The following is a 24,271-nucleotide window of genomic DNA, read 5'->3' on the forward strand; positions in this document are numbered from 1 at the left end:
TTGAGCTGCGCGATGGTGGGTTGCAGTTTGTCGAGAAACCGGTTGAACCAGTTCACCAGTTCGCCCAGTTCATCTTTCTTGCGGTAATCCAACCGCTGGGTCAGGTCGCCGTCGCCGCTGGCAATCGCCTTGAGCATTCGAGCGACACTGTTGATGGGGCGTGTCACACCGGAGGCGGTGAACCAGATTAGTAGCAGGCCCAACAACCCTGCGCCGATGGCGACCAGCAGCGACTCCAGTATGTCGCGGGTTTGCGTCTGGTCAAGCAAGGCCTGAAGCTTCATTGAGTCCGCCAGCAGGACGCCCTTCGGCAGGTCGATAGCCACTCCCCACGCCGCCGCTTCGGGCATTGGCGCAACGGGGTAGACAGCGCGAATCAGGTCATCACGTGCCAGCACTACCGGCTTTTGTTGTTTCAATGCGGTGAGCACTGCTTTGCCATCCTCTGCCGAAGGAACGCTGATGTTTTTTCCGATCTGACTCGCGTCCGCGCTGTAAGCGGCAAGTACACCACTGTCGGAAACAATCAGCATGCGCCCTGAACCGTTGAACAGCGTACGCTGAGCATCGCTGGCGGCAGCTTGCAGAGCGCCGAGCGCGAGATCGACCCCAAGGGTGCCGACGACCTTGCCATCGGCGATCAGGGGCATCGACAGCGTGGTCATCAGTTGAACCTGTCCGGCCTGGGTGTCGGCATAAGGGGCCATCAGGCAAGTGCTTCGGGTATCTCGTGGGCAGGTGTACCAACTGTTATAAGGCGTGCCGCTGATGCTCAGTTCGGTTTTCTGCAAGTCGCTTTCAGGGATCAGGATATTCATCGCTTCGCCTGCGCCGCGATTCCAGGCGCTGGCAAACCGTCCATCTTCGTTGGAGGCGCGTGCGGCGTCGTTGGCGAACTCACGGTCTTTTCCATCCAGCGCATCAGGTTCGTAAACCAGCCAAAGCCCTAGAACCTGCGGATTGCGTTCGAACGTCGTCTTGAGCGCCAGGTTAAGTTCCTCACGCAATGTAGCGGCCGCCAACCCCCGCTGGGCGGCCATGGTGCGTAAGTTGGCCGCCTGGTCGGAAAAAGCGCTGATGATCTGCAGGCTATTGCCGAAGACTCTTTGCAGGTTCGTTGCCTGCTCCGCGGCCCTGGCCAGCAGCAGGGTTTCGCCGCTTTCGGTCAGCATCCTGCTGCTCGAGGTGCTGATCAACCGGTTGTTCTGGTTACCCTGATAGAGGTTCATGCCGACGATCAGGCCGATCACGCCAAGCAGGCACAAACCGGACAAGAGGACGATTTTCAAGCGGATGGAAAGGGCGTCGAGCATTTGGCTATCTCACAGGTGAACAGCGTGTTGATCGATCATCGGTTGGTTTGGGACCACCGACTTTTTATTGGATGTGTCACTACATCGGCTGCTGTCACCTATTCATGACAACAGTTTACGTGGCCTGACCAGCAGCGCTGCCATTAGCAACAATGCCGCACAGGCCGCCAGCACGGCGACGAAACCTGCGTCGAACGCCGCACGGGCTAACTCGGTCAGCATCGTGACGTGTTCGGGCGAAGACGTCGCGGCAACCACCAGCGCATCGTCGAGGCTCTCGAAGATCATGGGATTCAGGGCCAGCCATGGCGCAATCGTCTGGCTCGCCGAGTACGTGTAGATTGCCGATAACAGGCTGCCCGCCAGCGTCACGCCCGCGGCGCCGCCCAGTTCAAAGGATACTTCCTCAAGGGAGGCGGCCATGCCGGCTTTGTCGGCGGGCACGCTGAGCATGATCGTGCTGGACGCTGCGGTCAGCGCTGCGCCCATCGTAAAGCCCAGCAGCGCAAGGCTGACGATCTGCACTGGCGCTGCGGCGTTGTGCGCCAGCAAATAGGTGAGCATCGCAGCGGCTGAGAGCAGCAGCGTCCAGAACAGCATACGCTGCTCTCCCAGGCGCGGCAGGTAATGCCCGGCAAGCGGTCCGGCGACGAACGAACCCAGCGGCAGCGGCAGGATGAACAGCGCCGCCTCCAGCGGCGACAGGCCCAGCACCAGTTGCAGGCGCTGGCTGAATACCAGTTCCATGCCGATCAAGGCGGCGGCTGATACCACTGCTGAAATCACTGCATTTCTGAAGCCTGACGCGCGGAACAGCGTCAGATCAAGCATCGGCTGATCGGCACGCCGCTGACGTCGAATGAAAAGCGTCAGAAATAACGTGCCCAAGACGAGCGCAATCAGCATGGCTTCGAAGGAGGGGTGCCGTTTACCCAGTTCCTTGACCGCATAAGCTACGCTGATCAAGCCGATCATGACCTGCAGCGAACCCAGCCAGTCCCAGCGTCTTTGCGCATTCCCCGGGTGATCGGGAATCACTGTCGCTGCGAGCAGCAGAGCCAGCAGCACAATCGGTACATTGATGAGAAACACCGAGCCCCACCAGAAATGCTCCAGCAAAAGCCCACCCACTACGGGGCCGAATGCGGCGCCCCCGGAGGCTACTGAGGCCCAGATACCGAACGCCATGGCTTGCTCGCGCGGGTCGGTAAACGTCAAACGCACCAGCGCCAACGTAGCGGGCATCATCATCGCTGCGCCGACCGCGAGGAAACCACGGGCGCCGATCAATACGCTGGCCGACGGCGAGAATGCAGCGATCAGCGAGAACAGGCCGAAAACGCCCAGGCCACCGATAAACAGGCGTTTGTGCCCAAGGCGGTCCCCGAGGGTGCCCATGCCCAACAACAGTCCGGCGGCGACCAGCGCGTAGATATTAATGATCCAGAGCTTTTGTGACGCCGTGGCCCCTAGCTCTCGTGTCAGTGTGGGCAAGGCGGTATACAGCACCGTCATGTCAATGACGATAAGCAGTAATGCGCTGGAGATTATGGCCAGTATCAGCCAGCGGCGCTTGGAGTCAGTAAAGGGCATGGCTGGCATCCAGAATAGGGGGCTGGACCTAGCATGCCTGAATGCAGAGGGGCTCCGTTATCCCAAATCGGTCCTGAAGGCCGGTATCTGTCGGTCTGATGTGACACCGGCGATGTTACCGATTTGGGATAGCGGGTTGTTCGTGGGGGGCATAGCATCGAATACAGCGTGCAATCCCAAAAACAAAAGCGCTACCTGGTACCGATAGCGCCTTGATCGGACCTACACCACAGCGACTGCCTCATACAATAAGGTTAAGAACATGAGTCTATCTATCCCGGTCAACAGCTCCACGGAGCTCAAGCGTGGCGCCTTGGGTGTCGGCTTTATCATCTTCTTCGTGATTTCGGCGGCGAGTCCGCTCAGCGTCATCGCAGGAGGATTCCCGATTGGCATCATGCTGGGCAATGGTGCCGGTACCCCGGCGTTGTTGTTGCTCGCCTTGCTGGTGCTGGTGGCGTTCTCGGTCGGCTACACCACCATGGCTCGCCACGTCACCAACGCCGGTGGTTTCTACGCCTTTACCTCGCGTGGCTTGGGTGGCCTGGCCGGAGGGGCGGCGGGTGTGCTGGCGATGTTTGCCTATAACATCCTGCAAGTTGGCCTCTATGGCATGTTCGGTGGTGTGGTCAGTGGCACCATGGAGAGCGTGTACGGCTTGGTGTTGCCCTGGTGGTCCTACTCGCTGATGGCGATGGTCAGCATCGCGATCCTCGGCTATCGCAAGATCGATCTGTCGGCCCGCGTATTGTCGGTGGTGGTGATTGCCGAATACCTGGCGATCCTGACCCTGGATGTCGCGATTCTCAAGACCGGCGGCGACAGCGGTGTCAATCTCGACTCCTTCACCAGCCGGCACGTGTTCAGCGGTACTCCGTCGATCGGCCTGCTGTTCTGCTTCGCGGCCTTTATCGGCTTCGAGGCCACTACGATTTACGGCGAAGAAGCGAAAAACCCACACCGCACCATTCCGATTGCCACCTACAGCTCCGTGCTGCTGATCGGCGGGTTCTACGCGCTGTCAGTCTGGTCGATGGTGGTGGGCGTAGGATCGGATAAAATCGTGCCGATGCTGCAAGCCTTGCAGGACCCGACCACCTTCATCTACGGCATGTCGGACCACTTTGTCGGCCCCTATCTGACGCAAATTATCCGCGTGCTGTTCATGGTCAGCATCTACGCCGGGCTGCTGGCGTTTCATAACGCCGCGGCACGCTATTTCTACGCCATCGGCCGGGACGGTCTGCTGCACAGTTTGCTGGGTACCACCCACCGTGTGCACCAAAGCCCGCATATGGGTTCGGCGTTGCAAAGTCTGATCGCCGCAGTCGTGGTGCTGATCTTCGCCGCCATGGATGCGGATCCGATCCTGCAACTGTTCGCCTGGTTCTCCAACCTCGCCACGCTGTGCGTCATTTTGCTCATGGCGATGACTTCGATCTCGGTGTGTGTGTATTTCCACCGGCATCCCGAACTCAACGTCGGCATCTGGCGGGGGCGTATTCTGCCGATTTTCTCCTGCCTGGCCTTGCTGATGGTGCTGGTGCTGGCGGTGGTGCATTTCGATGTGCTTACCGGCGCGAGCCAGCTCTTGTCCTACGCCTTATGCGCAGTCATTCCAGCGGCGCTGCTGGGCGGGGTTTTTCTCGCCGCGCGACTGCGCAAGGTATCGCCGCAGCGTTTTCTGGCGCTGGGCAGCCACAAACTCTGAGGCATTGAGCGATACCGTCTCACTGCACCTTGCACACTATAGACTGTTCGCTTGCCGGTGTCCGGCAAGGCTCGCCAGCGTTAAAGGAAGATGACACATGCACCACTACAAGATGCTTATCAATGGGGTTCAGGTTGCCGGTGAAAACGGACAGTTCGAGGTGATCAATCCGGCCACCGGCGCCGCATTTGCCCAATGCCCGGCCGGCTCGCTGGCTCAACTGGACGATGCGGTGGCCGCCGCCCAGGCGGCTTTCAAGGAATGGCGTCATGTTTCGCATGCTCAGCGCTGCGAGCGTCTGTTGGCGATTGCCGAGGATATCGAGCAGGGCGCCGATGAGTTGGCCCGGTTGATCGTGCGCGAACAAGGTAAGCCGCTGGAGCTGGCATTTTCCGAAGTCATGGGCGCCGCCGCCTGGACCCGCTATGCCGCCGAACAGCAGATTGGCGTGGAACTGGTGGAAGAAACCCCGACCCAGCGCATTGAGCTGCACCGCAAACCCTTGGGTGTGGTGGCTTCCATCACTCCGTGGAACTGGCCGTTCATGATCGCCGTGTGGCACATCATGCCGGCACTGCGCGCCGGCAACTGCGTGATCAGCAAACCGTCGAGCCTGACGCCGCTGAGCACCCTGCGCCTGGTGGAAATCATTGCGCGGCATGTGCCCAACGGTGTGATCAACTGCGTGACCGGCGAGCAGGGGTTCGGCAGTGCGATCACCTCGCACCCGGGGATCCAGAAAATTGTCTTCACCGGTTCCACCGCCACCGGCCAGAGCGTAATGCGCGGCGCGGCCACCAATCTCAAGCGCCTGACCCTTGAACTGGGCGGCAACGACGCCGCGATCGTATTGCCCAGCACCCCGGTGGAGGAGGTGGCCGAGGAGATTTTTCAGGCCGCCTTCCTCAACATGGGCCAGACCTGCGCTGCGCTCAAGCGTTTGTACATTCACGAATCCCAGTACCAGGCCTTTGCCGATGCGCTCACGCTAATTGCTGAACGCCAGGTGGTGGGTGATGGCTTGGAGCCCGGCGTCAACTTTGGGCCGGTGCAGAACCTCGATCAATTGCAACTGGTTGAAGCCTTGGTCGCCGATGCACGGGCCCAGGGCGCACGGGTGTTGTGCGGCGGCGCACGTCTGGACCGTCCTGGGTTCTTTTATCCGCCTACGTTGGTCGCGGATGTGACCGACGGCCAGCGTCTGGTGGACGAGGAGCAATTCGGACCAGTGCTGCCGCTGATCGCTTACAGCGACGTCGAGGATGTGCTGCGCCGTGCCAACGCCGGTGACATGGGCCTGGGCGGCTCGGTATGGGGACCGGAAGTCGAACAGGCCCAGGCCTTGGCCAGTCGCTTGGAAAGCGGCGTGGCCTGGGTCAACTGCCACGCCCGGATCCAACCGAACACGCCGTTCGGCGGCAGCAAGATGTCCGGCTTCGGCGTCGAGTTCGGCCTTGAAGGTCTGTTGGAGTTCACCGGCCAGCAGTTGCTGTTCGTCAATAAGCGCGCGGGCGAGTAACGCCTCGGCGAACCTGGCGCAGCGCGGCTGCGCCCCTGTTATGCCAATTACCTGAGACAGCCTTTAAAGGCGCACTTCAAGGAGCTTCGATCATGCGGTATCCCTCCACTTCATTTCTCAACGGTACATTGGCCTGTACCCTGACGCTCTGCGCCATCAGCCAGGCCCAGGCCTACGAGCTGTACAGCGATGAGAGCCGCCATTTCAACGCAGACATGACCGCCGTATTCGGTATGTTCAACAGCCGCAAGAACTATGACGGCACGTCGGGTGGCTCAACCTGGCGCGAAGGCTTTATCAAATACGGCTTGAGCGGCGACCAGTCCCTGGCGGGCAACGGCACCGCCTATGGTGCGTTCGCCCTGCTCAGCTCCGCCACTTGGGGCGACGGCGACCCGGCCGGCAACACTCTGGGCACCGAACGCACCACCAAAATCGAAGACGCTTACCTAGGGTGGCGCTCCGGCGATCTGTTCCCGGCATTGGGCCAGGACGGTGTGGATATTTCCGGTGGGCGCCAAGTGGTCAAGCTCGGCAGTGGCTTCCTGATCAACGACGACGGGCCGAACCTGGGCAAGGGCCCGGCCGATGGCAAGCTGAACCGGGGCGGTGCTTACTACCTGGCGGCGCGCCATGCTTTCGATCAGACCGCGTTCCTGCGCTTGGGCGGCAAGGATGGCCTGCATGGCAGCCTGTTGTGGCTCAAGTCCGACAACCGCGCCCAGGCTGAAACCGAAGTGGCCGCCGGTACGCTCGATTACACCACCAAGCCCGGCACCCTGGGGTTGACCTGGGTGCGTGGCATTGATGTGAATGATCGCTGGGCGAGTGATTTTCAGCGCCAGCGCAAGGGTATGAATATCTATAGCGTGCGCGGCGAAGGCGATGCGGGCCTGCCGAACGTCAGCCTGGCATTCGAATACGCCTGGCAGGACAAAGACAGCGGACCGGAAAAAGCCTGGTACGGCGAAGCCGGTTATACCTTTGCCGATGTGGCCTGGGCACCGAAGGTTACCTATCGTTATGCCCGCTATTCACAAAAATGGGATTCGCTGTTTACAGGTCTGAGCTCCGGCTACGGCACCTGGCTGCAAGGCGAAGTCGCCGGCAACTATGCCGGGCCGTTCAACAGCAACACGCGCATCCAGCATGTGGGTCTCAAAGCCACGCCGCTGGAAAACCTGACCCTGGGTGCGTTGTACTTCGACTTCGACACGCTGCGCAAAAGCGATGCGCTGAATCTCAGTGCGCGGGAGCTGGACCTGTACGCCGAGTGGGCCGTCAACCCACACTTGATCATCACGCCGCTGATCGGTCTCTACAAGCCAAAACAGGACTCCACTACGGGCGGAAACCAGGCTGTCGGCAATGGCACCAACCTATACAGCCAGGTGACCGTCGCCGTACCGTTCTGATCCACCCTGGCTGTCGCGCCTCAACTTCAGGGCGCGGCGGCGCCCGGCTGATTGCGCATGTTCTCGGCAATCCGTCGCGTGGTGTCCATCACCATCTCGATCACGGTTTCCTGGCGCAGCAGCCTGAAGCTTTGAGTACTGCCGACGGCGGATAAGCTGCCCACCACTTCGTCCATATCCGGCTGGATGATCGGCGCCGCGATGCCGGTCAGGCCCAGGTTGAGTTCATCGTGGGTCAGGCAATAGCCGTCCTTGCGAATCTTCTTCGTGGCCTTTGCAAAGCTTGCCCAGTCAAAGGCACTTTCCGGGTCGCCGGCCATATGTTCTTCGAACAGGCGTTGCAAGCGCCGACCTTTCTGATAGGCGATTAACACCTTGGATTGCGCACCGCGAAAAAACGGCAGCGGGTGCCCGCGCCCGAAGGAGAAGTGGTAAGTGTCAGTCGGTTCGGCGATGTAGGTGTTGATGATGCGCCCGTCATAGAAAACGCTGGCGAACACCGCAAGGCCGGTCTGCGTCGACAGTTCATGCATCAGTTCGCGCCCGGCGAGAAGGATGGGGTCGTACTGGCGCATCATCCAGTCCAGCTCGATCACGCGGGGCCCCAGGCCGTAACTGCCGGCGTCCACGCGCGTCAGCAGCCCGGCGTCACACAGGTCCTTGACGTAGCGATACGCCGTGGCGCGCGACAGGCTCATGCGCTCGGCGATGGTGTCCGGGTCGATCTTCAACGTCTGTGGACCGAACAGGTCCAGGACACTCAACAACTTACTCAGACTGCTCATTTCGTTCCTAGAGAAGGGGAGGCGTGCGGGTAAGCACTATAGGCGAAAACGCCCCAGATCCAATGTGGAGCGGGGCTTGCTCGCGAAAACGGTACTTCAGTGACGGCTGTGTGGACTGACATGCCGCTTTCGCGAGCAAGCCCGCCCCCACACGTCATCACTCTATATTGAGAACGTATTAATTGCATATAATCTCAAAATAAGAGATTTAACTTAAATTAAATCTTGTTATGAGTGTCTTTATATGTGATAAATCTCATCAAAGAAAACGCTCAAGTGAGAGGGCTGACAATGAATGGCGCACAACTAATAGTGAATGCGGCAGCGGCAAGTGGTATCGAATACTGCTTCGCCAACCCGGGAACCACCGAGATTCCGCTGGTGGCCGCCATGGCCAGTGCACCCGCCCTCAAGCCGGTGTTGTCGTTGTTCGAAGGGGTGTGCACCGGCGCGGCGGACGGTTACGGTCGTATCGCCGGCAAACCGGCAATGACCCTGACGCACCTGGGCCCGGGCTTTGCCAACGGCATCGCCAACCTGCACAACGCACGGCGCGCCAACACGCCCATCGTCAATGTGATCGGCGACCACGCGTCATGGCACGTCAATTACGACCCGCCTTTGGCCAGCGACATCCAGGCCCTGGCCGGTACTGTTTCCGGTTGGGTACGCACCTCGCGCACCGCGTCCGGTGTGGGCGAGGACTTGCAGGAAGCCATGCGCGCCGCCTGGCAAGCCAAAGGCCAGATCGCCAGCTTGATCCTGCCCATGGACCTGCAATCCAATACGGCGACCCACAATGGGCAGTTCAGCCCGCTACGTGCGCCGGTCCGGCGCTTTGCCGGCGACCGTATCGAAGCCGTGGCCCAGGCGCTGCGCGATGGCCAGCGCCTGGTCTTCATCGTCGGTGACCAAGGCTTGTCAGTGGCCGGCCTGGAAGCGGCGGGGCGCCTGGCGCAACTGCCCGGCGTGCGGATGTTTGCCGAGACTTTCCCGCGCCTGAGCTACCGCGGCGGCGGCTTGCCCGACCTGGATCGCTTGCCGTATTTCCCGGAAGTGGCAATTGAGATCCTCGAGCAATACGACAAGGTTGTGTGCGCCGGTGTCGTGGAGCCCATCAGTTATTTCGGCTACGAAGGTATTCCGTCACGGTTGGCTGAGCGTGAGCGTCTGCTGTCGCTGGCCGAAGTGGGCGACGATGTGGCCGGGGCGCTGACCGCGCTGGCCGATGCGCTGGATGCGCCGGCCTATGTACCGACGCCGCAGGACATCCAGCTGCCGCCGGGCGAGGCGGCTTTGAGCCCGCAGTCGGTGGGGCAAGTGTTGGCCGCCGCGCTGCCGGACGACTGCATTGTCTCGGTGGAGGGCGGCACCTGCGGCTATCCGTTTTTCACCGCTTCTGCCCGTGCCGCGCGGCACCGTGTATTGACCAATACCGGTGGCGCCATCGGCCAGGGCATTCCGGTGGGTTTTGGCGCCGCACTGGCCGAGCCTGGCAACCGGGTGTTTTGCCTGCAATCGGACGGCAGCGCCCAGTACACCATTCAGACCCTGTGGAGCATCGCCCGCGAGCAATTGCCGGTGGTGATCCTGATTGCCGCCAACCACCGCTACGCGATCCTGCAGAACGAACTGCGCCGTTTCGGCATGACCGAGCTCGACCCGCAGGCGCTCAAGCTGACCGTACTCGACAGTCCGCGTATCGATTGGAAGGCCCTGGCCAAAGGGTATGGCGTGCCGTCCTGCACCGTACACACCAACGCCGAATTGCAACGGGCGCTGGCCAACGCCGCCGCCAATGCCGGGCCTTGCCTGATCGAAATGGCGCTGTGAAGGAGTCGACCATGAACCTGCTCCAATTATTGCCTGCCGTCCAGGCGTTCCTGGACCAGCCCGGCCGCCTGTTTATCGGCGGTACCTGGCAGGACGCCGCCGGCGGTCGTCGCTTTGCCGTGGAAAATCCGGCCACTGAACAGACCCTGACTGAAGTCGCCCAGGGCGATGAGCGCGATGTGAATGCGGCCGTGGCAGCTGCCCGCGCAGCCTTCACCGGCGCCTGGGCCTTGCAGTCACCGGCGCAGCGCGGTTTGTTGCTGTTTCGCCTCGCCGATCTGTTGGACCAGCACCGCGAGGAGCTGGCGCAACTGATCACCCTGGAGAACGGCAAGCCGATCGCCAATGCGCGCGGTGAAGCGGCCAGCGCGGCGAACATCATTCGCTACTTCGCCGGCTGGCCCACCAAGATCGAAGGCAGCACGCTGCCCGTCTCGCCGGCCAGCGGCGCGCCGATGCTCAACTACACCCTGCGCGAGCCGGTGGGCGTGTGTGCGCTGATCGTGCCGTGGAACTTCCCGTTGACCATGTGCGTGTGGAAGCTCGGTCCGGCGCTGGCCACCGGTTGCGTGGCGGTGCTCAAGCCCGCCGAGCAGACGCCGCTGGTGGCGATTCGTCTGGTGCAACTGATTGAAGCGGCAGGCTTCCCGGCGGGCGTGGTCAACCTGATCACCGGCCTGGGCGTCGACACCGGCGCGCCACTGGCGCAGCACCCGGACGTCGACAAGATCGCCTTCACCGGCTCGACCCAGGTCGGTCGGCTGATCGCCCAGGCCGCCACCGGCAACATGAAAAAGGTGTCCCTGGAGCTGGGCGGCAAATCGCCGAACATCATCTTGCCCGACGCCGACATCGTGCGCGCCGCCAAGGGCGCCGCCGATGGGATTTTCTACAACCAGGGCCAGGTGTGCACGGCCGGTTCACGCCTGTATGTGCATGCCAGTGTGCTTGATCAGGTGCTCGAAGAACTGCAGCGTCATGCCGCCGCCCACGTACTCGGCGATGGCCTGGACCCGGCCAGCAGCATGGGCCCGCTGGTGTCCGCGCGGCAATTGAACACCGTCAAGGGTTACCTCCAGCGGGGCCAGGAAGAGGGCGCCGAACTGATCTGCGGCGGCGGCCGTCCCGAACACCTGGAGCGTGGTCACTTCATTGCTCCGAGCGTGTTTTTGGACCGCGCCGAGCGCGCCTGCGTGGCCCGCGAAGAAATCTTCGGCCCGGTGCTGACCGTGATGGCCTGGACCGAAATCGACGAACTGGTGCTGCGCGCCAACGACTCGCCCTATGGCCTTGCCGCCGGCCTGTGGACCCGCGACCTGCGCTCGGCGCACCGCGTGGCCGCGCAGCTCAAGGCCGGCTCGGTATGGATCAATTGTTGGAACGTGGTCGATCCGGCCTCGCCGTTCGGCGGCTACAAGCAATCCGGCTGGGGCCGGGAAATGGGCAAGAACGTGATCGACGCCTACACCGAGACCAAAAGCGTCTTCGTCGATCTCGCCTGAATCGAACAATCACAAGAGGAAATGGCAATGGATCTGGAATTGAAAGGCCGTGTGGCAATTGTGACCGGCGGCGGCATGGGCATCGGCAAGGAAGTCGCACGTTTTCTGTCCGAGGAAGGTTGCAAGGTGGTGATCTGCGCGCGGCGCATGGCGTTCCTGCAACTGGCTGCCGAAGAGATCACGGCACAGACCGGTAATGAAGTGCTGCCGCTGTTCTGTGACACCAATGACATGAAGGCCGTGTCGGAGATGGTCGATGCGGCGTACAAGCATTTCGGCCGCATCGACATCCTCGTCAACGGTGCTGCCGCGCCGTCTGGTGTGGTACGCAATGACATCGAGCACGCCGGCGACGAGGAGTTGCTGTCGGACCTCAACACCAAGGTGATCGGCTACTTCCGTTGCGCCAAGGCCGTGACCCCGCACATGAAGGCTGCCGGCTTCGGTCGCATCATCAACATCGGCGGGCTCACCGGGCGCAGCAGCAAAGTGCTCTCGGGCATGCGCAACCTGGCGATTGCCCACATGACCAAAACCCTGTCCGACCAGCTCGGTCCGTCGGGCATCACGGTCAACCTGATTCACCCCGGCGTGGTGGATACCCCGCATATCCAGGAGCTGTACGAGCGCGAAGCGGTCAAGCAAGGCAAGACCGCGGAACAGGTTGAACAGGCCTACATCGACGCGACGCCGATTCGCCGCACCCTGGCACCGATCGAAATGGGCTGGCTGATCGGCTTCCTGGCGTCGCCGAAGGCTGGCGCGGTAACCGGTGAGTCCATCGGCATCGACGGTGGTTTGACCCGTGGCATCTATATCTGAGGAGTATCAGAGATGAGTAACGGAACCCTTTTAGTCGCCACCGTCGGGCAGGCGGTGATTCGCAGTGCCGACGATGGCAAGACCTGGCATCGTCTGGGCCTGGGGCAAGACCTGGAATTCGACGCGATCACCCGCTCCTTGAGCGTGCATCCCGACACGCCCGAGCGAATCTATGCCGGCACCGACGTGGGCTTGTGTGTCAGCCACGACACCGGTGGGCACTGGCAGCGCGTCGATTCGCCGTTCAACGGCGAGACGGTGTGGAAGGTCGCGGTGGACCCGCAGGATGCCCAGCGGATCTTTGTCGGTACCGGTGCGCCCTCGCGCGCTGTGCTGTGGCGCACCCTGGACGGCGGCCTGAGCTGGGATCGCGCGCCGGTGGAGATCCCGGAATTCTGCGACGGCGTCAGTCGCCCACGTTTGCTGGCCTTCGCCTACGACCCCACCGACCGCAATCAGGTGTGGTTCGGCCTGGAGGAGGGTGGGCTGTTCCATTCCCGCGACGGTGGCGACAGCTGGACTCGGGTTGATGACCGCCTGCTGTGGGACTTCAACTCGGATATCCACAACATCCTGGTGCTGCCCAACCATGGCGAAAAAGTCATCGTGGTGGTGTGCGTCAACGCGGTCTACCGCAGCCTTGATGAAGGCTTGACCTGGACCGGCATTGTTGGCCGGGAAGCGTTCGGCCTGTACTACATACGCGCCATGAACGCGCCGCCGGGCACCGAGGACACGCTGTACCTGAGCATTTCCGACGGCACTCCCGGCACCACCAGCAAAATCCTGATTTCCCGTAACGCCGCCCTCAGTTGGGAGGTATTGCCGCTGCCGCAGCAACCCAACTCCTGCGTCTGGGCCATTGCCTTCAACCCGGCCAACCCGCGCCAGATCGTGGCGGGCACCAAGTATGGGCACTTGTTCACTTCTGACAATGGCGGGGACGGCTGGCAGAAGCACTGGCGTGAATTCAGTGAGATCGCGGATGTGCTCTGGACGCCTGCCGTGGCGCAGATCAAGGCCGGGCATCAATCCATCGTCAAGAAAAACTGAGGAAATCGGTGATGAAAGTCAAAATCCTTCGGACTCACTTATCGCTATTTGTGAGTGATCCTGATGTGTCGGCGCGCTGGTATGCCGACATCCTGGGCATGCACGAAAGTGCCCGGGGCGAAAGCTGGGTCATGATGGCGTTTGGCACCAAACATCACGACATCGCCTTGATTCGTGCAGAACCGGGCGCCCATCAGGGCGGCCTGGGCCTGCAGCACTACGGATTGGAAATCGAAGGTGACATGACCACCTTGCGCCAGCTCTACGGCATGTTGCTGAAGAAGGGGGTGGAGGTGGTGAAAATTACCGATCATGAAATCGGCAACGGCCTGTATTTCAACGACCCCGATTGCAATCGCATGGAATTCTTTCTCGAGACAGAGCATGACGATGCGTGCGGCAAGGCCCGCTTCAAGGCCGCCCGTGCGCCGAGTCGCAACATCACGCTTGACCCCCTTGACCCCCTTGACCCGATTTGAACCGAGGTTCACCTGATGAAAACCGCGAATTTTGCCAGCTATCACATCCGCAAATGGTACAGCTTCATCGAAGAAACCCTGGCCAACGAAAGTGGCCAACTGGCCGATGGCGAGCCGCTGTTCAAATACGCCGTGGCTGCCGTGATCGCCAACCCTTATGCCGGGCGCTACAGCGAGGACCTCTCGCAATTGACTGAGCCGTCGCCGCTGCTGGGCGAAGAGTTCGGCCGGCGCATCAAGGCATTGGCCGGCGCACATGAAATTGTCAGCTATGGCAAGGCCATCCTGGTGGGCAGCGCGGGAGAATACGAGCACGGCAACGCGTTCCTCACCAACCCGGCCGCCGATCCGATCCGCGTCGCCCTGGGCGGTGGCAAGTCGTGGGTGCCCTCGACCGGCAAACGCGGCGGGCCGGGTTCGACCATCGACGTACCGCTGGCCCACAAAGACGCGCTGTACGTGCGTTCGCATTACGACAGCTTCTCCCTGACGTTCGGTGACGGCCCTTCGGCTGATGAGGTAGTGGTGATTTGGGCGTTCGCCACCCGCGGCCGTTTGCATGCGCGGTTGGGCGGCCTGAAGGCCGAGGATGTAAAAGGTATTGACGGGCTGCACTGATAAAGGCGCAGCATCAAGCAGTATTGGATCAAAACCACAACAAGAAAGCGGTGAATAGCGATGAAGCAGGAGAAGACCCAGGTTGTCATCGTGGGCGGTGGCCCCAATGGCATCACGGCCGCGCACTATATGGGAATGTACGGTATCGACTGCATCGTCCTTGAACTGGCCGACGGCATCCTGCCTTATCCCCGTGCCGTGGGCATGGACGATGAGGCATTGCGTGTGTTGCAGGGCATCGGTATCGCCGAACTGGCGGTACGCGACATGATTTGCGATGTGCCGCTGCGCTACTACAACGCGCGCGGCGTGTGTTTCGCCGAGGTCAAGCCAAGTGCTGCCCACTACGGCTGGCCGATGCGCAATATTTTCATGCAGCAACTGCTCGAAGGCACCTTGCGTGAGCATCTCGGGCAGCGCGCCAGCGTCGAGTTGCGCCAGGGCCACGAACTGCTCGAACTTGCGCAGGACGATCAGGGCGTGACCCTGCAGGTGCGCGGTGCCGACGGCGAGACCTACCAGCTTCAAGCCGACTACGTGATCGGTGCCGACGGCGGTCGCTCCACGGTGCGTAAAAAACTCGGTATCGAACTGCTGGGGCTGACCCATCCACGCAAATGGGTGGTGGTCGATACAGCCAACGACACGCTGGACGCACCCTACACCGCGTTGCATGCCGATCCGCAGCGGCCTTTCGTGTGCATCTATTTGCCGTACCAGCAGCGGCGCTGGGAATTCATGCTGATGGAGGGCGAGGACGAAGCGAAAATGTGCGAAGAGGCAACGATTCGCAAGCTGATCCACGGGCATATCGGCGATGCCGTAAACGACCTCAATGTCATTCGCATTCGTGCCTATACCCACCACTCGCGCGTCGCGGCGCGCTTTGTCGAAGGGCGTGTGGCGCTGGTGGGTGATGCGGCGCATATTTCTCCGCCCTGGGCCGGGCAAGGCCTTAATTCCGGCCTGCGCGATGTGGCCAACGTGGCCTGGAAGCTCGCGGCGATTATCCAGGGGCGTGCGGCGCCCTCGATCCTGGCCAGTTACGACCAGGAACGCCGTGGTCACGCCACTGAACTGGTAGCCCTGGCCGACAATATGGGCGCCGTCCTTGGCTTGACCAACCCGCTGATGGCAGGCGTGCGCGACTGGCTGTTCCAGGCAGTCAACAGCGTCGACAACCTGCGTTCGCACTTGCTGGAGTTCAAGTTCAAACCCAAGGCGACCATCACCAAAGGGCTGGTCTATCACGAGCGGGCCGAATTGCGTGAGGATGATCTAGTCGGGCAACTGTTCATCCAACCGAATATCGAAGATGCGCAAGGTCAGCGCCGGCGCCTGGACGAAGTCCTCGGCAACAGCTATGCCGTGCTGGGTTACCGCGTGAATCCGCGCGAGCACCTCAGCGAACCGATGGCGGATTATTGGGCACGTTGGGGCACCTGTTTCATCCAGGTCAACCGGTCGCGCAGCGGCGTGGGCCGAAACCAGCCGTTGACGGCCAGCGACGCCGTGAGTGTGGAGGACGTGGATAACCGCCTGGGCGAATGGTTCTCCAAGGTGCGTGACTGCATCGTGGTGGTGCGTCCGGACCGATTTGTCGCGGCGATTACCACTCCGGAGCGGCTTGATGGCGTACTGCGCAAACTGGCGGAGCAACTTTCATGAGTGGCGCCAACGCACTGCTCGGCCAACTGTACGAGGCCTGGCGCACCGCCCAGCCCATTGCACCGTTGCCGCCCGAGGCGCTGGACCGGCTGGAAGGCTACGGTCTGCAGCTTCAGGGGCTGGCACGGCGCCAGGCCGGCGGCGAGCGGCTGAGCGGTTGGAAGGTCGCCTTTGCAGGCCGCGCGGCGCAAGCGCGCTTTGGCCTCGACGAGCCGGTGTATGGCGGCCTCACGGCGGTCATGGAGGTCGAGCCGGGCAGCACGGTGTCATTTGAGCGGTTGATTCAGCCCAAGCTTGAGGTCGAACTGGCGTTTGTGTTCGGGCGCACGCTGGTAGCGGGCGACTACGGGGATGAGGAGATTCTGGCGGCCATCGCCGAGGTGGCGCCGGCGTTCGAGATCGCCGACTGTCGCTGGCAGGGCTGGCATTTCGGGCTTGGCGCGTTCCTGGCCGATAACGCCGCCGCGGCACTGTACTGTGTAGGGCAGCCTGTGCCGTTCGATCCTGTCCGGCATGCGTGCGTGGCGTATCACTTGGAGCATGAGGGTGTGTATCTGGGCAGCGGCGATACCCAGGACCGAGAAGACAGCCCCCTGTTCAACCTGTGCTGGCTGGTGCGGCGCTTGCTGGCCGATGGTCATCGCGTAGAGGCCGGGCAGGTGGTGCTTTCCGGTGCGCTACTGGCGCCGATGGATATTCACCCAGGCACTTATCATCTGCACATGCTTGGCACGGAACTGGCTTTGGTTTTCCAGGCGGACGTTGCGCCTGTGTAACGCCAACCGATGTCACGGATGACTGAGCCACCTTCAGGCCAAAAGCAAGAACCCGGCCGCCGAGGAATGACGAATATGCTCGCTGAAGTCCGAACCTTCAATGACTCTCAACAGCACGCCGGCTCGATCCAGGGTTGGCAGCAGGTCTATGACCAGCTCGGTCGCGGCTGCCTGACCAGTGAGCTGCGGCAACTGACCGGTGATCGCTTCCAGATCTTCCAGGAGGTGCTGGACAAGCGGGTGGTGCAGCATGGCCGTTCGCCCCAGGGCCGCTTGTGCGCAGCCATGTCACTGGGCAACCCTCCGGTGGTCCAGGGGCAACGGGTAAGCGCGCAAAGCGTGGTGCTGCTGCGTGATGCCGAAGAGTTCGTGCTGCATGCGCCGCAAGGCACGCATTTTTTTGCATTCAACGTCGATGCCGTGCGTTTCGCCAAACTGGCGGCTTTCGAGTTATCCAATGATCAGCTCAAGCGTTTGACCAGCGTGCCCGCGCTTAACGTGGATGAACCGTCACTGCTGCGCATTCGTCAGCGCATTCACCTATTGTTTCGTCACTTTCTGGAACACGCGGACGCCATCAGCCCGGCGTCGGAAAAAATCCTGGAAGATGAGCTGCTCGGTGCGTTCCTCGATCTGTTCACCCACGCAGGCGACGAAGTGCGTGGCCGGCGTGGCAATTTCGCGGTCAGCGCCTATTTGGTCAGACGCAGCCAGGAATTGATCATTGCTAGTGGCGATACCCCGCTGAGCATCCTGGACCTTTGCGAGCAGTTGCGCGTCAGTCGCAGAACCCTGCAGAACAGTTTTCAGGCAGTGACCGGTATGCGGCCAGTAGAGTACTTGCGCAATTTGCGTCTCAACGCGGTCAGGCGACGCCTGATCGCAACCTGCCCGAGCAAGAAAAACGTCGGTGAAATCGCCGTGGCCATGGGTTTTTTTCACCTGAGCCATTTCGCCACGCATTACCGCGAGCTGTTCGGCGAATCGCCGTCGGAAACGCGCAGGTCACCGCGCTGAATCCGCCAGGCCTGGGTCCACCCGCTTGCCGATGTCCTTGAGCCGCGCCAGTTGGTCGATCATCGAAGGCGCTTCATCCAGGCAACTGACGAAGGTCCACAGGTAGGTCATCACCGCGTAGATATGCCCGGCTTTCACCGCTGGCGCCAAGGCCAGTTGGGTGATCGCGACCACGAACAGCAGCGCCGCCAGAATGCCAATGGACAGGAACGCCACTGCTTCACGGTCCGATAGCCCGATGCGCAGCCGCGACAGCACCTGATAGTGGCGGTGCAAGGTATGCGCCCCGACCGTTTCCACCAGGCCGATTTCCTTTTCCAGCCGATTGTTCAAGCGCTCATGCAAGCGTTGGTTGCGCCGCGCGAAGCCCGGCATGAGCGTGACGCATAGCAGCAACGCCAGCAGACAGGCCAGGCCGACCCAGGGCTCGATCACCAACAGCATGCCCGCCGCCCCGACGATCGACACCAGCGCGGTGGCGATTGTCGGCACGTGCTTTTCAAAAAAGTCGACGAAGTCGCGCGCCAGCACCACCCGCGCCGCCGCCTTGGAGGTGCTGTGGCGTTGCAGGCGCTGGTTGAGAATTACCGGTACCGCAAGGTCGGCGTAGATGCGCGTAAAGGTGCGCGTATCCAGCGCCCGCCGCGCCGCGCCAACCACCCAGAAGCCCAATACCACGGCGGCATACCACAATGCACTGGCGGCATCGCCGCGGATGATCGAGTCCACGGCAAACCCGGCGAACAGCGGGTAGGCCAGCAGCAGCGCATTTTCCAGTGCGACCAACGATAAGGTGCCGAACAATTTACCGGGATAGGCCCTGGCGATGGCCTTGAGGGTCTGGCTGGCAGATTGCTGTCCCAGTTTTTTACTTTCTTCGAGCAGAATCGGCGGTGTTACGGATGCCATGGTGCACCTGTGTCGCGCGTTGCGCGTTGATGAAAGTCGCGGGAGATGCCGAGCCGATGACGCGCTTCGTCGGTCATCAACAACAGATCGATCTGGACTTCTTCGATGATGATTTCCAGGGTGATCAGGATGCAGATGGTCGGCGCTGTCAGCAGCCAGTGATAATAGGATTGGGTTATCAGCGATGCACATACGCCCAACAGCCACAGGGCCAAGACACAAGAAGGCGCGTACTTTTGCAGGGGAATACAGAAGCGCTGCACCTTTTTGAGTTTGAATGTGTAGAGCGTCAGTGACGCTTCCAGTTGTTTAAGGGCGATAGGCATCCGCGCTGAATGCAGTGTCGGCATAACAGTTATCCACGTTGGAACGTTAAACAAGGGTGCCAGGCATTACACGGTGTGGCTGATCGCTGCCCGGCGTTCAAGGCCTGGCAGCGTTTGATTGAGCCAGGCGAGATTGACTGCTTCGACTTCCATCCATTCACCTCTGTTGGGGATTTCTTCGCAACTCATGAATGCGATACAACGTCCTTGTAGGTCCAGTAAGGCAAAGTGGCGATATTTAATTGCTCTTTTGAATAAAGAGATACGGAGACGCATGCCATCACCTTGGTGGGTGTTAATAGAGCAAACTTCGCTTCAAGGTTGTCAGGGTTCGATATTCAAAAGGGTTGCCGTTGGCCAACTGAGTTCAAATAAAGTGCCGCCATTTACAAGTGTTCGACAGGCCACGGCGCCGCCATGGGCCAGCGCGATCGAACGCACCACGGCCAGGCCCAGGCCACTGCCGCCCTGGGCGCGGGAACGCGAACTGTCGCCACGCTGAAACGCATCGAAAATAAGGGCGGCGAACGGCTCGTCGACACCCGGACCCTCATCCGCGACCCTCAGGAAATTGCCGCGCTCGTCACTGCCGAGCTGAACGCTGACGTTGCCCGGCGTGGCATGCCGGCGGATGTTGTCCAGCAGTGCCAGCAAGGCCTGGCGGATGCGGGCGGGATCGCAGTGCACGGGGCCCTTGCGCAGGTCCAGCAGCAGGACGAAACCGGCACTGTTCAGGCTGGGTTCGAACAACCGCGCTTCGGCCTCCAGCGCGTCGGCCAGCTCGACATGCTTGATTTCCAGCTTCAGGTAGCCGTTATCCCCCATGCCCACCACGCGCAGATCTTCAACCAGGCGCGTCAACCCTTCGACCTGGCTGAGGAGACTATAGAACTGCGAAGTGTCAGGCTTGAATACACCCTCGGCCAGGCCTTGCAGACGGCCGCGCAGGATGGTCAGCGGGGTGCGCAGTTCATGGGCAATCGCGGCGTTCCAGAAGGCTTGTTCTTCGGCCATGCGTTTCAATCGGTTCGCCATGCTATTGAAGTCATTCACCAGGCGGGCAGCTTCGCCCGGAGAAACGTCTGGCGCCACTGCCCGTGCATCCAGGTCGCCGTCGGCCAGGCTGCGCAGACTGGCCGCCACCGAGTTCAGCGGCATGAGAATGCGTCGGGACAATTTGACGGCCACCGCCACGCCGACGCCCAGGCTGACGCAGGTAATCAAGCTCATCCAGGCCCATTCTACGCCACTGGGCAACCATTCATCCGCCTCCAGCTCCAGCTGCGTCGGGGGCGACAGGGTCCAAAGCAATGCATAGAACACATAGGTGCCGACGACCGCGAGTGCGATTACACACAGCACCACGGCGGTCATCGACAAGATGATCTGCCGGCTCATGCTGTTGCTGACGTTCATGCCTGGCTCCCGAACCGGTAGCCGACGCCCCGGATGCTGGCCGGCACGCCGCGCATGCCGAGGTCTTCGATCTTGCGGCGCAATTTGCTGATATGGCTGTCGACCGTACGCTCCAGGCTGTCGCTCTCAGGTGAGCAGAGCACCAGCAGTTCGGCGCGGCTGAACACTCGACGCGGCGACTTTGCCAACTGCGCGAGCAACCTGAATTCGGTCACCGTCAGTTGCAACGGCTGTTTTTGCGTGCCGATGCGCACGCTTACCTCATGGTTGTCGATGTCGATCTCGAATGGGCCGACGCGCAGCACACTGTGGCCGCTGCCATGTCCCTGATCGGCGCATCGGCGCAGTACTGCCTGGACCCTGGCGATGACCTCCGCCGGGTTGAAGGGTTTGACGATGTAGTCATCGGCGCCTATGCGCAGCCCCATGAGCTTGTCCATGTCCTGATCCTGGGCCGTCAGCATGATCACCGGCGTGTTGCCGCGATGACGAACTTCCGCCAGCACCATCCAGCCGTCCAGCTTCGGCATCAGCACATCGAGCAGCACCAGATCGGGCTTGAGCGCCTGATGCAGCTCAAGCGCGCGCCGCCCGTCCTGCGCATGCACGGTTTTAAAGCCGGCGCGCTTGAGATAGGCCGCGAGGATATCGGCAATCTCCGGCTCGTCTTCGGCGATCAGGATCAGCGCCTGGTTGGCGCTCGATGCAAGGGATGATTCAGTCATGGTCTGCTCGGTCGATGTGCTATGCCGTGGCTCAATGCTGCAACGGTGCGCAGTTTTTCAGCAACGGATTGGATGATGCCTCATCAGCATGCACGTTCAGCGTAGGGTTTATGGAGAAATGATGGAGACCGAAACTTAATTTCCCGGCGAGGGAAGGGAGGGCGGGGTTTCAGGCGAAGCTGATGCGCTCGTTATAGGCGTTTCGCAGCATTGTGCGTTGGTATTCGCAGGGCGTTGTACTGACCAGTTTCTTGAAGTCGCGCAGGAAGTGCGACTGATCGGAAAAGCCCAGGTCCAGGGCGAGTTCCGAAAACGATACATCGTGCTGGGTATTCAGGGTTTCCAGAGCCGCCTGGCAGCGGATGATCCGGCAGAAGGTCTTGGGTGACAGGCCAGTGTCCTGGCTGAACTGGCGATGAATGCTACGGCTGGTGTAGCCACTGAGGTGTTCAAGCTGTTGGATGCGCAGGTCGCCGCGGTGGGCGAGCGCCTGTTGAATGACCATGGCCGTCAGCTTTGAGGTCCTGCCCATCAAGCGCGGGATCAGGTAGTCGTTGAACAGCTTCATTTGCTCCTGCAACTGCGGGGCCTGGACGATGCTCTCGAAAATGCGCTGGGCAAATGCAGACACTTCCAGCAGGTCCCATTCCTGTTCGGTCAGGTCCTCGGCCAAGACGTTGATGAAACCCGGAATCACCCCCGGCGAAAAGCGCACGCCGAAGTAATGATGACCCTGCAGCAACTGGACCCGCTGCGCCTCCAACGGCGTGCCACAAATCCTCACGGTGGGGCGCGTGGCATCACAGTCGAACACGATGTCCACACAGCCATCCGGGACCGCCAGCAGGTCGGCCGAGTCGGCAACGTCAAAGGCATAGAAATGCGAAATCGCCGGGTGATCGGAAGGCACTACCGAATACCGCGATGAGTTGAGCACGAACCAGGGTTGTTCGTACGCGGTGTGGTGCCGCAGCGTCGGCGCGCACAGGTTGACCATCATAGCACCTTCAAGTGGAGACATCCGGGAATAATCACGCATTTATCGCGCCAGTACGTGCGCGCGGAATGCACCGTGATGTCCGAAATTTACAATACCGCCGAAATTCGCCCGCTGATACTCAAGGTCGATAGCGTGGGAGCAGCGCCTACCGCAGCGATATTACCTCCAGTCCGAGAATAATTATGTCCATTACTAAAAAAATAGACTTCATCTACCTGTCCGAGCAGGACATGATCCGCGCTGGCGTGACCGACATGCTCGCCTGTGTGAACACCATGGAAGAGATGTTCGGCCTGCTGTATAGCGGCGACTATCGCATGGCCGGGCCGAACAATGATTCCCACGGCGCCATTGTGATATTCCCGAAGGATTCGCCGTTCCCGAACATGCCCAAGCCCACCGCTGACCGGCGCATGATGGCGATGCCGGCCTACCTGGGCGGCAATTTCTGCACTGCGGGCGTCAAATGGTACGGCTCCAATATTGCCAACCGCGAAAAAGGCCTGCCCCGCTCGATTCTGATGTTCACCCTCAACGACCCCGACACCGGCGCGCCGCTGGCGCATATGTCCGCCAACCTGCTGTCGGCCTATCGCACCGGCGCGATCCCCGGCGTGGGCGCGCGGCACCTGGCCCGCAAGGATTCAACGGTGGTCGGTCTGCTCGGCCCGGGTGTGATGGGCAAGACCACGCTCGCCGCATTCATCGCCGTTTGCCCGCAAATCGATACGTTAAAGATCAAGGGCCGAGGCGAGAAAAGCCTGAACGATTTTATCGCCTGGGTGAAGGAAACCTACCCCCAGGTAACCACGATTAAAGTGGTCGATAGCCTCGAAGAAGTGGTCCGTGATTCCGACCTTGTTACTTATTGTAGCTCCGGTAAGACGGGCGACCCCTCAATCTACCCAATCGTTAAACGCGAGTGGGTCAAACCGGGGGCCTTCATGGCGATGCCGGCATCCTGCTCCCTGGATGAAGGGATGGAGCGTGCCGACGTGCGCAAGGTGCTGGACAACACCGGCCTCTACGAAGCCTGGTTCGAAGAATTGCCCAAGCCTGCCCACCACTGCGTGCCGGTGATCGGGGTGCGTTTCATGGACATGATCGCCGAAGGCACGATGCAACCCGAACAGCTTGAAGACATCGGCAAGATCATTGCCGGCGATGCCCCAGGGCGCAGGAACGATGAAGAAATCATCATCATGTCGGTCGGCGGCATGCCCGTGGAAGACGTGGCCTGGGGCACCGTGGTGTACCGCAATGCAATCGAAAGAGGCATCGGCGTGAAACTGAATCTGTGGGAAACCCCGGAGCTGCGCTGAGCCATTTCCTATACAACTGAAGAGACCTTCGACATGACAAAAATCATCAAGCTCAAGACCGGTTCCCCGTTTGAAGACCAAGCCAGCTATTCGCGCCTGGTGGTGGTGGACAACTGGATCTATGTTTCCAACACCGCCGGCCGTAACCCTCAAACCAAATTGATCCCGGAAGACGTCCTCGAGCAGGCGCACCAGGTCTTCGCCAACATCGAAACCGCGCTGGCCGCCGTCGATGCCAGCCTGGCCGATGTGGTGTGCTCGCGCGTGTTCATCCAAGACCCCAAGGATGTGCCGGCGGTGATGGCCTTGATCGGCGAGAAGTTTCGCGGCGTCGATCCGGCCAGCACCGTTACGTGCCCGCCGCTGGGCTCGACGGTCTACAAGGTGGAATTGGAAGTGACGGCTTATCGCAACGCTTCCAAGGCGCAAGTCGACGTCATTCGCCTGTCGCAGTAACCCGTTACGTGGC

Annotated in this window: 22 protein-coding genes and 1 pseudogene; 14 read left to right on the forward strand and 9 right to left on the reverse strand. The window is 61.1% G+C overall.

Going from position 1 to position 24,271, the window contains the following annotated elements; translation table 11 throughout:
* Nucleotides 1-32 precede the first annotated feature (32 nt).
* Both C4J88_RS28040 and C4J88_RS10050 read right to left on the reverse strand, forming a co-directional pair.
* Nucleotides 33-1,313: pseudogene (locus C4J88_RS28040) on the reverse strand (HAMP domain-containing protein); the annotation flags it as partial.
* A 102-nt stretch (nucleotides 1,314-1,415) separates the two neighbouring features.
* A complete protein-coding gene (locus tag C4J88_RS10050) occupies nucleotides 1,416-2,906 on the reverse strand; it encodes an MFS transporter (RefSeq protein ID WP_124362222.1) in 1,491 nt (496 codons plus the stop codon).
* A 262-nt stretch (nucleotides 2,907-3,168) separates the two neighbouring features.
* Between C4J88_RS10050 and C4J88_RS10055 the strand changes: the two genes are divergently transcribed.
* The 3 genes from C4J88_RS10055 (at nucleotide 3,169) to C4J88_RS10065 (ending at nucleotide 7,551) form a co-directional block, all read left to right on the forward strand.
* Nucleotides 3,169-4,617, forward strand: coding sequence for an APC family permease (locus C4J88_RS10055; RefSeq protein WP_124362223.1), 1,449 nt, complete (start codon nucleotides 3,169-3,171; stop codon nucleotides 4,615-4,617).
* Nucleotides 4,618-4,714: 97 nt separating this feature from the next.
* A complete protein-coding gene (locus tag C4J88_RS10060; RefSeq protein ID WP_124403728.1) occupies nucleotides 4,715-6,136 on the forward strand; it encodes an aldehyde dehydrogenase family protein in 1,422 nt (473 codons plus the stop codon).
* A gap of 92 nt (nucleotides 6,137-6,228) precedes the next feature.
* Nucleotides 6,229-7,551, forward strand: a complete 1,323-nt coding sequence (locus tag C4J88_RS10065; protein WP_177412824.1) for a hypothetical protein — start codon at nucleotides 6,229-6,231, stop codon at nucleotides 7,549-7,551.
* Nucleotides 7,552-7,577: 26 nt separating this feature from the next.
* Here the strand turns inward: C4J88_RS10065 and C4J88_RS10070 are convergent, their stop codons facing one another.
* Nucleotides 7,578-8,336 (reverse strand): IclR family transcriptional regulator, encoded by a 759-nt coding sequence (locus tag C4J88_RS10070; RefSeq protein ID WP_124406846.1) that lies wholly within the window; start codon nucleotides 8,334-8,336, stop codon nucleotides 7,578-7,580.
* Nucleotides 8,337-8,627: 291 nt separating this feature from the next.
* On the opposite strand from C4J88_RS10070, the gene C4J88_RS10075 reads away from it, so the two are divergent.
* The 9 genes from C4J88_RS10075 to C4J88_RS10115 all read left to right on the forward strand — a co-directional run bounded on the left by C4J88_RS10075 (nucleotide 8,628) and on the right by C4J88_RS10115 (nucleotide 18,104).
* Nucleotides 8,628-10,169: an acetolactate synthase large subunit gene (locus C4J88_RS10075; protein ID WP_124362226.1), complete on the forward strand. Its 1,542-nt coding sequence runs from the start codon at nucleotides 8,628-8,630 to the stop codon at nucleotides 10,167-10,169.
* 11 nt (nucleotides 10,170-10,180) lie between these two features.
* Nucleotides 10,181-11,671, forward strand: coding sequence for an aldehyde dehydrogenase family protein (locus C4J88_RS10080; RefSeq protein ID WP_124362227.1), 1,491 nt, complete (start codon nucleotides 10,181-10,183; stop codon nucleotides 11,669-11,671).
* A 27-nt stretch (nucleotides 11,672-11,698) separates the two neighbouring features.
* A complete protein-coding gene (locus C4J88_RS10085; protein WP_124362228.1) occupies nucleotides 11,699-12,493 on the forward strand; it encodes an SDR family NAD(P)-dependent oxidoreductase in 795 nt (264 codons plus the stop codon).
* Between the two features lie 12 nt (nucleotides 12,494-12,505).
* The gene (locus C4J88_RS10090) at nucleotides 12,506-13,546 is read left to right on the forward strand and encodes a YCF48-related protein (RefSeq protein WP_124362229.1); all 1,041 of its coding nucleotides are present in this window, start codon (nucleotides 12,506-12,508) and stop codon (nucleotides 13,544-13,546) included.
* A gap of 11 nt (nucleotides 13,547-13,557) precedes the next feature.
* Entirely contained in the window at nucleotides 13,558-14,025 is a 468-nt protein-coding gene (locus C4J88_RS10095) for a VOC family protein (RefSeq protein ID WP_124362230.1), read from the forward strand.
* 15 nt (nucleotides 14,026-14,040) lie between these two features.
* Nucleotides 14,041-14,643: an amino acid synthesis family protein gene (locus C4J88_RS10100; RefSeq protein ID WP_124362231.1), complete on the forward strand. Its 603-nt coding sequence runs from the start codon at nucleotides 14,041-14,043 to the stop codon at nucleotides 14,641-14,643.
* 60 nt (nucleotides 14,644-14,703) lie between these two features.
* Nucleotides 14,704-16,311 (forward strand): bifunctional 3-(3-hydroxy-phenyl)propionate/3-hydroxycinnamic acid hydroxylase, encoded by a 1,608-nt coding sequence (locus tag C4J88_RS10105; protein ID WP_124403729.1) that lies wholly within the window; start codon nucleotides 14,704-14,706, stop codon nucleotides 16,309-16,311.
* The gene (locus tag C4J88_RS10110; protein ID WP_124362233.1) at nucleotides 16,308-17,087 is read left to right on the forward strand and encodes a 2-keto-4-pentenoate hydratase; all 780 of its coding nucleotides are present in this window, start codon (nucleotides 16,308-16,310) and stop codon (nucleotides 17,085-17,087) included. The genes C4J88_RS10105 and C4J88_RS10110 overlap by 4 nt, the downstream gene beginning before the upstream one ends.
* A gap of 75 nt (nucleotides 17,088-17,162) precedes the next feature.
* The gene (locus tag C4J88_RS10115; protein ID WP_124362234.1) at nucleotides 17,163-18,104 is read left to right on the forward strand and encodes a helix-turn-helix domain-containing protein; all 942 of its coding nucleotides are present in this window, start codon (nucleotides 17,163-17,165) and stop codon (nucleotides 18,102-18,104) included.
* Here the strand turns inward: C4J88_RS10115 and C4J88_RS10120 are convergent.
* From C4J88_RS10120 to C4J88_RS10145, 6 genes are all read right to left on the reverse strand, one after another.
* Complete coding sequence (locus C4J88_RS10120; protein ID WP_124362235.1) at nucleotides 18,093-19,013, reverse strand: ABC transporter six-transmembrane domain-containing protein; 921 nt, start codon at nucleotides 19,011-19,013, stop codon at nucleotides 18,093-18,095. The genes C4J88_RS10115 and C4J88_RS10120 overlap by 12 nt on opposite strands.
* Nucleotides 19,001-19,363 (reverse strand): hypothetical protein, encoded by a 363-nt coding sequence (locus tag C4J88_RS10125; RefSeq protein ID WP_124362236.1) that lies wholly within the window; start codon nucleotides 19,361-19,363, stop codon nucleotides 19,001-19,003. Before C4J88_RS10125 ends, C4J88_RS10120 begins: the two co-directional genes overlap by 13 nt.
* A 42-nt stretch (nucleotides 19,364-19,405) precedes the next feature.
* Entirely contained in the window at nucleotides 19,406-19,615 is a 210-nt protein-coding gene (locus C4J88_RS10130) for a hypothetical protein (RefSeq protein ID WP_124362237.1), read from the reverse strand.
* A gap of 48 nt (nucleotides 19,616-19,663) precedes the next feature.
* Nucleotides 19,664-20,755 carry an ATP-binding protein gene (locus tag C4J88_RS10135; protein WP_124362238.1) on the reverse strand — a complete coding sequence of 364 codons (1,092 nt, stop codon included), beginning with the start codon at nucleotides 20,753-20,755 and terminating at the stop codon, nucleotides 19,664-19,666.
* The gene (locus C4J88_RS10140; RefSeq protein ID WP_124362239.1) at nucleotides 20,752-21,480 is read right to left on the reverse strand and encodes a response regulator; all 729 of its coding nucleotides are present in this window, start codon (nucleotides 21,478-21,480) and stop codon (nucleotides 20,752-20,754) included. The genes C4J88_RS10135 and C4J88_RS10140 overlap by 4 nt, the downstream gene beginning before the upstream one ends.
* Before the next feature lie 169 nt (nucleotides 21,481-21,649).
* Nucleotides 21,650-22,477, reverse strand: a complete 828-nt coding sequence (locus C4J88_RS10145; protein WP_124408606.1) for a helix-turn-helix domain-containing protein — start codon at nucleotides 22,475-22,477, stop codon at nucleotides 21,650-21,652.
* Between the two features lie 185 nt (nucleotides 22,478-22,662).
* Between C4J88_RS10145 and C4J88_RS10150 the strand changes: the two genes are divergently transcribed.
* Together C4J88_RS10150 and C4J88_RS10155 are read left to right on the forward strand one after the other, a co-directional pair.
* Nucleotides 22,663-23,802, forward strand: coding sequence for a tyramine oxidase subunit B (locus tag C4J88_RS10150; RefSeq protein ID WP_124403730.1), 1,140 nt, complete (start codon nucleotides 22,663-22,665; stop codon nucleotides 23,800-23,802).
* 33 nt (nucleotides 23,803-23,835) lie between these two features.
* Nucleotides 23,836-24,258, forward strand: coding sequence for a RidA family protein (locus C4J88_RS10155; protein ID WP_124362241.1), 423 nt, complete (start codon nucleotides 23,836-23,838; stop codon nucleotides 24,256-24,258).
* The last annotated feature ends 13 nt before the right edge of the window (nucleotides 24,259-24,271 follow it).

This window comes from Pseudomonas sp. R4-39-08 (assembly GCF_003852275.1).
Lineage (GTDB): Bacteria > Pseudomonadota > Gammaproteobacteria > Pseudomonadales > Pseudomonadaceae > Aquipseudomonas.

Bases quoted from the DNA above. Each gene is read 5' to 3' on its own strand.
- C4J88_RS10075 (WP_124362226.1), top strand. From the start codon at position 8,628: ATGAATGGCGCACAACTAATAGTGAATGCGGCAGCGGCAAGTGGTATC.
- C4J88_RS10100 (WP_124362231.1), top strand. From the start codon at position 14,041: ATGAAAACCGCGAATTTTGCCAGCTATCACATCCGCAAATGGTACAGC.
- C4J88_RS10060 (WP_124403728.1), top strand. From the start codon at position 4,715: ATGCACCACTACAAGATGCTTATCAATGGGGTTCAGGTTGCCGGTGAA.
- C4J88_RS10065 (WP_177412824.1), top strand. From the start codon at position 6,229: ATGCGGTATCCCTCCACTTCATTTCTCAACGGTACATTGGCCTGTACC.
- C4J88_RS10150 (WP_124403730.1), top strand. From the start codon at position 22,663: ATGTCCATTACTAAAAAAATAGACTTCATCTACCTGTCCGAGCAGGAC.
- C4J88_RS10155 (WP_124362241.1), top strand. From the start codon at position 23,836: ATGACAAAAATCATCAAGCTCAAGACCGGTTCCCCGTTTGAAGACCAA.
- C4J88_RS10085 (WP_124362228.1), top strand. From the start codon at position 11,699: ATGGATCTGGAATTGAAAGGCCGTGTGGCAATTGTGACCGGCGGCGGC.
- C4J88_RS10090 (WP_124362229.1), top strand. From the start codon at position 12,506: ATGAGTAACGGAACCCTTTTAGTCGCCACCGTCGGGCAGGCGGTGATT.
- C4J88_RS10095 (WP_124362230.1), top strand. From the start codon at position 13,558: ATGAAAGTCAAAATCCTTCGGACTCACTTATCGCTATTTGTGAGTGAT.
- C4J88_RS10050 (WP_124362222.1), bottom strand. From the start codon at position 2,906: ATGCCCTTTACTGACTCCAAGCGCCGCTGGCTGATACTGGCCATAATC.
- C4J88_RS10140 (WP_124362239.1), bottom strand. From the start codon at position 21,480: ATGACTGAATCATCCCTTGCATCGAGCGCCAACCAGGCGCTGATCCTG.
- C4J88_RS10130 (WP_124362237.1), bottom strand. From the start codon at position 19,615: ATGCGTCTCCGTATCTCTTTATTCAAAAGAGCAATTAAATATCGCCAC.
- C4J88_RS10105 (WP_124403729.1), top strand. From the start codon at position 14,704: ATGAAGCAGGAGAAGACCCAGGTTGTCATCGTGGGCGGTGGCCCCAAT.
- C4J88_RS10110 (WP_124362233.1), top strand. From the start codon at position 16,308: ATGAGTGGCGCCAACGCACTGCTCGGCCAACTGTACGAGGCCTGGCGC.
- C4J88_RS10055 (WP_124362223.1), top strand. From the start codon at position 3,169: ATGAGTCTATCTATCCCGGTCAACAGCTCCACGGAGCTCAAGCGTGGC.
- C4J88_RS10125 (WP_124362236.1), bottom strand. From the start codon at position 19,363: ATGCCGACACTGCATTCAGCGCGGATGCCTATCGCCCTTAAACAACTG.
- C4J88_RS10070 (WP_124406846.1), bottom strand. From the start codon at position 8,336: ATGAGCAGTCTGAGTAAGTTGTTGAGTGTCCTGGACCTGTTCGGTCCA.
- C4J88_RS10115 (WP_124362234.1), top strand. From the start codon at position 17,163: ATGCTCGCTGAAGTCCGAACCTTCAATGACTCTCAACAGCACGCCGGC.
- C4J88_RS10135 (WP_124362238.1), bottom strand. From the start codon at position 20,755: ATGAACGTCAGCAACAGCATGAGCCGGCAGATCATCTTGTCGATGACC.
- C4J88_RS10120 (WP_124362235.1), bottom strand. From the start codon at position 19,013: ATGGCATCCGTAACACCGCCGATTCTGCTCGAAGAAAGTAAAAAACTG.
- C4J88_RS10080 (WP_124362227.1), top strand. From the start codon at position 10,181: ATGAACCTGCTCCAATTATTGCCTGCCGTCCAGGCGTTCCTGGACCAG.
- C4J88_RS10145 (WP_124408606.1), bottom strand. From the start codon at position 22,477: ATGGTCAACCTGTGCGCGCCGACGCTGCGGCACCACACCGCGTACGAA.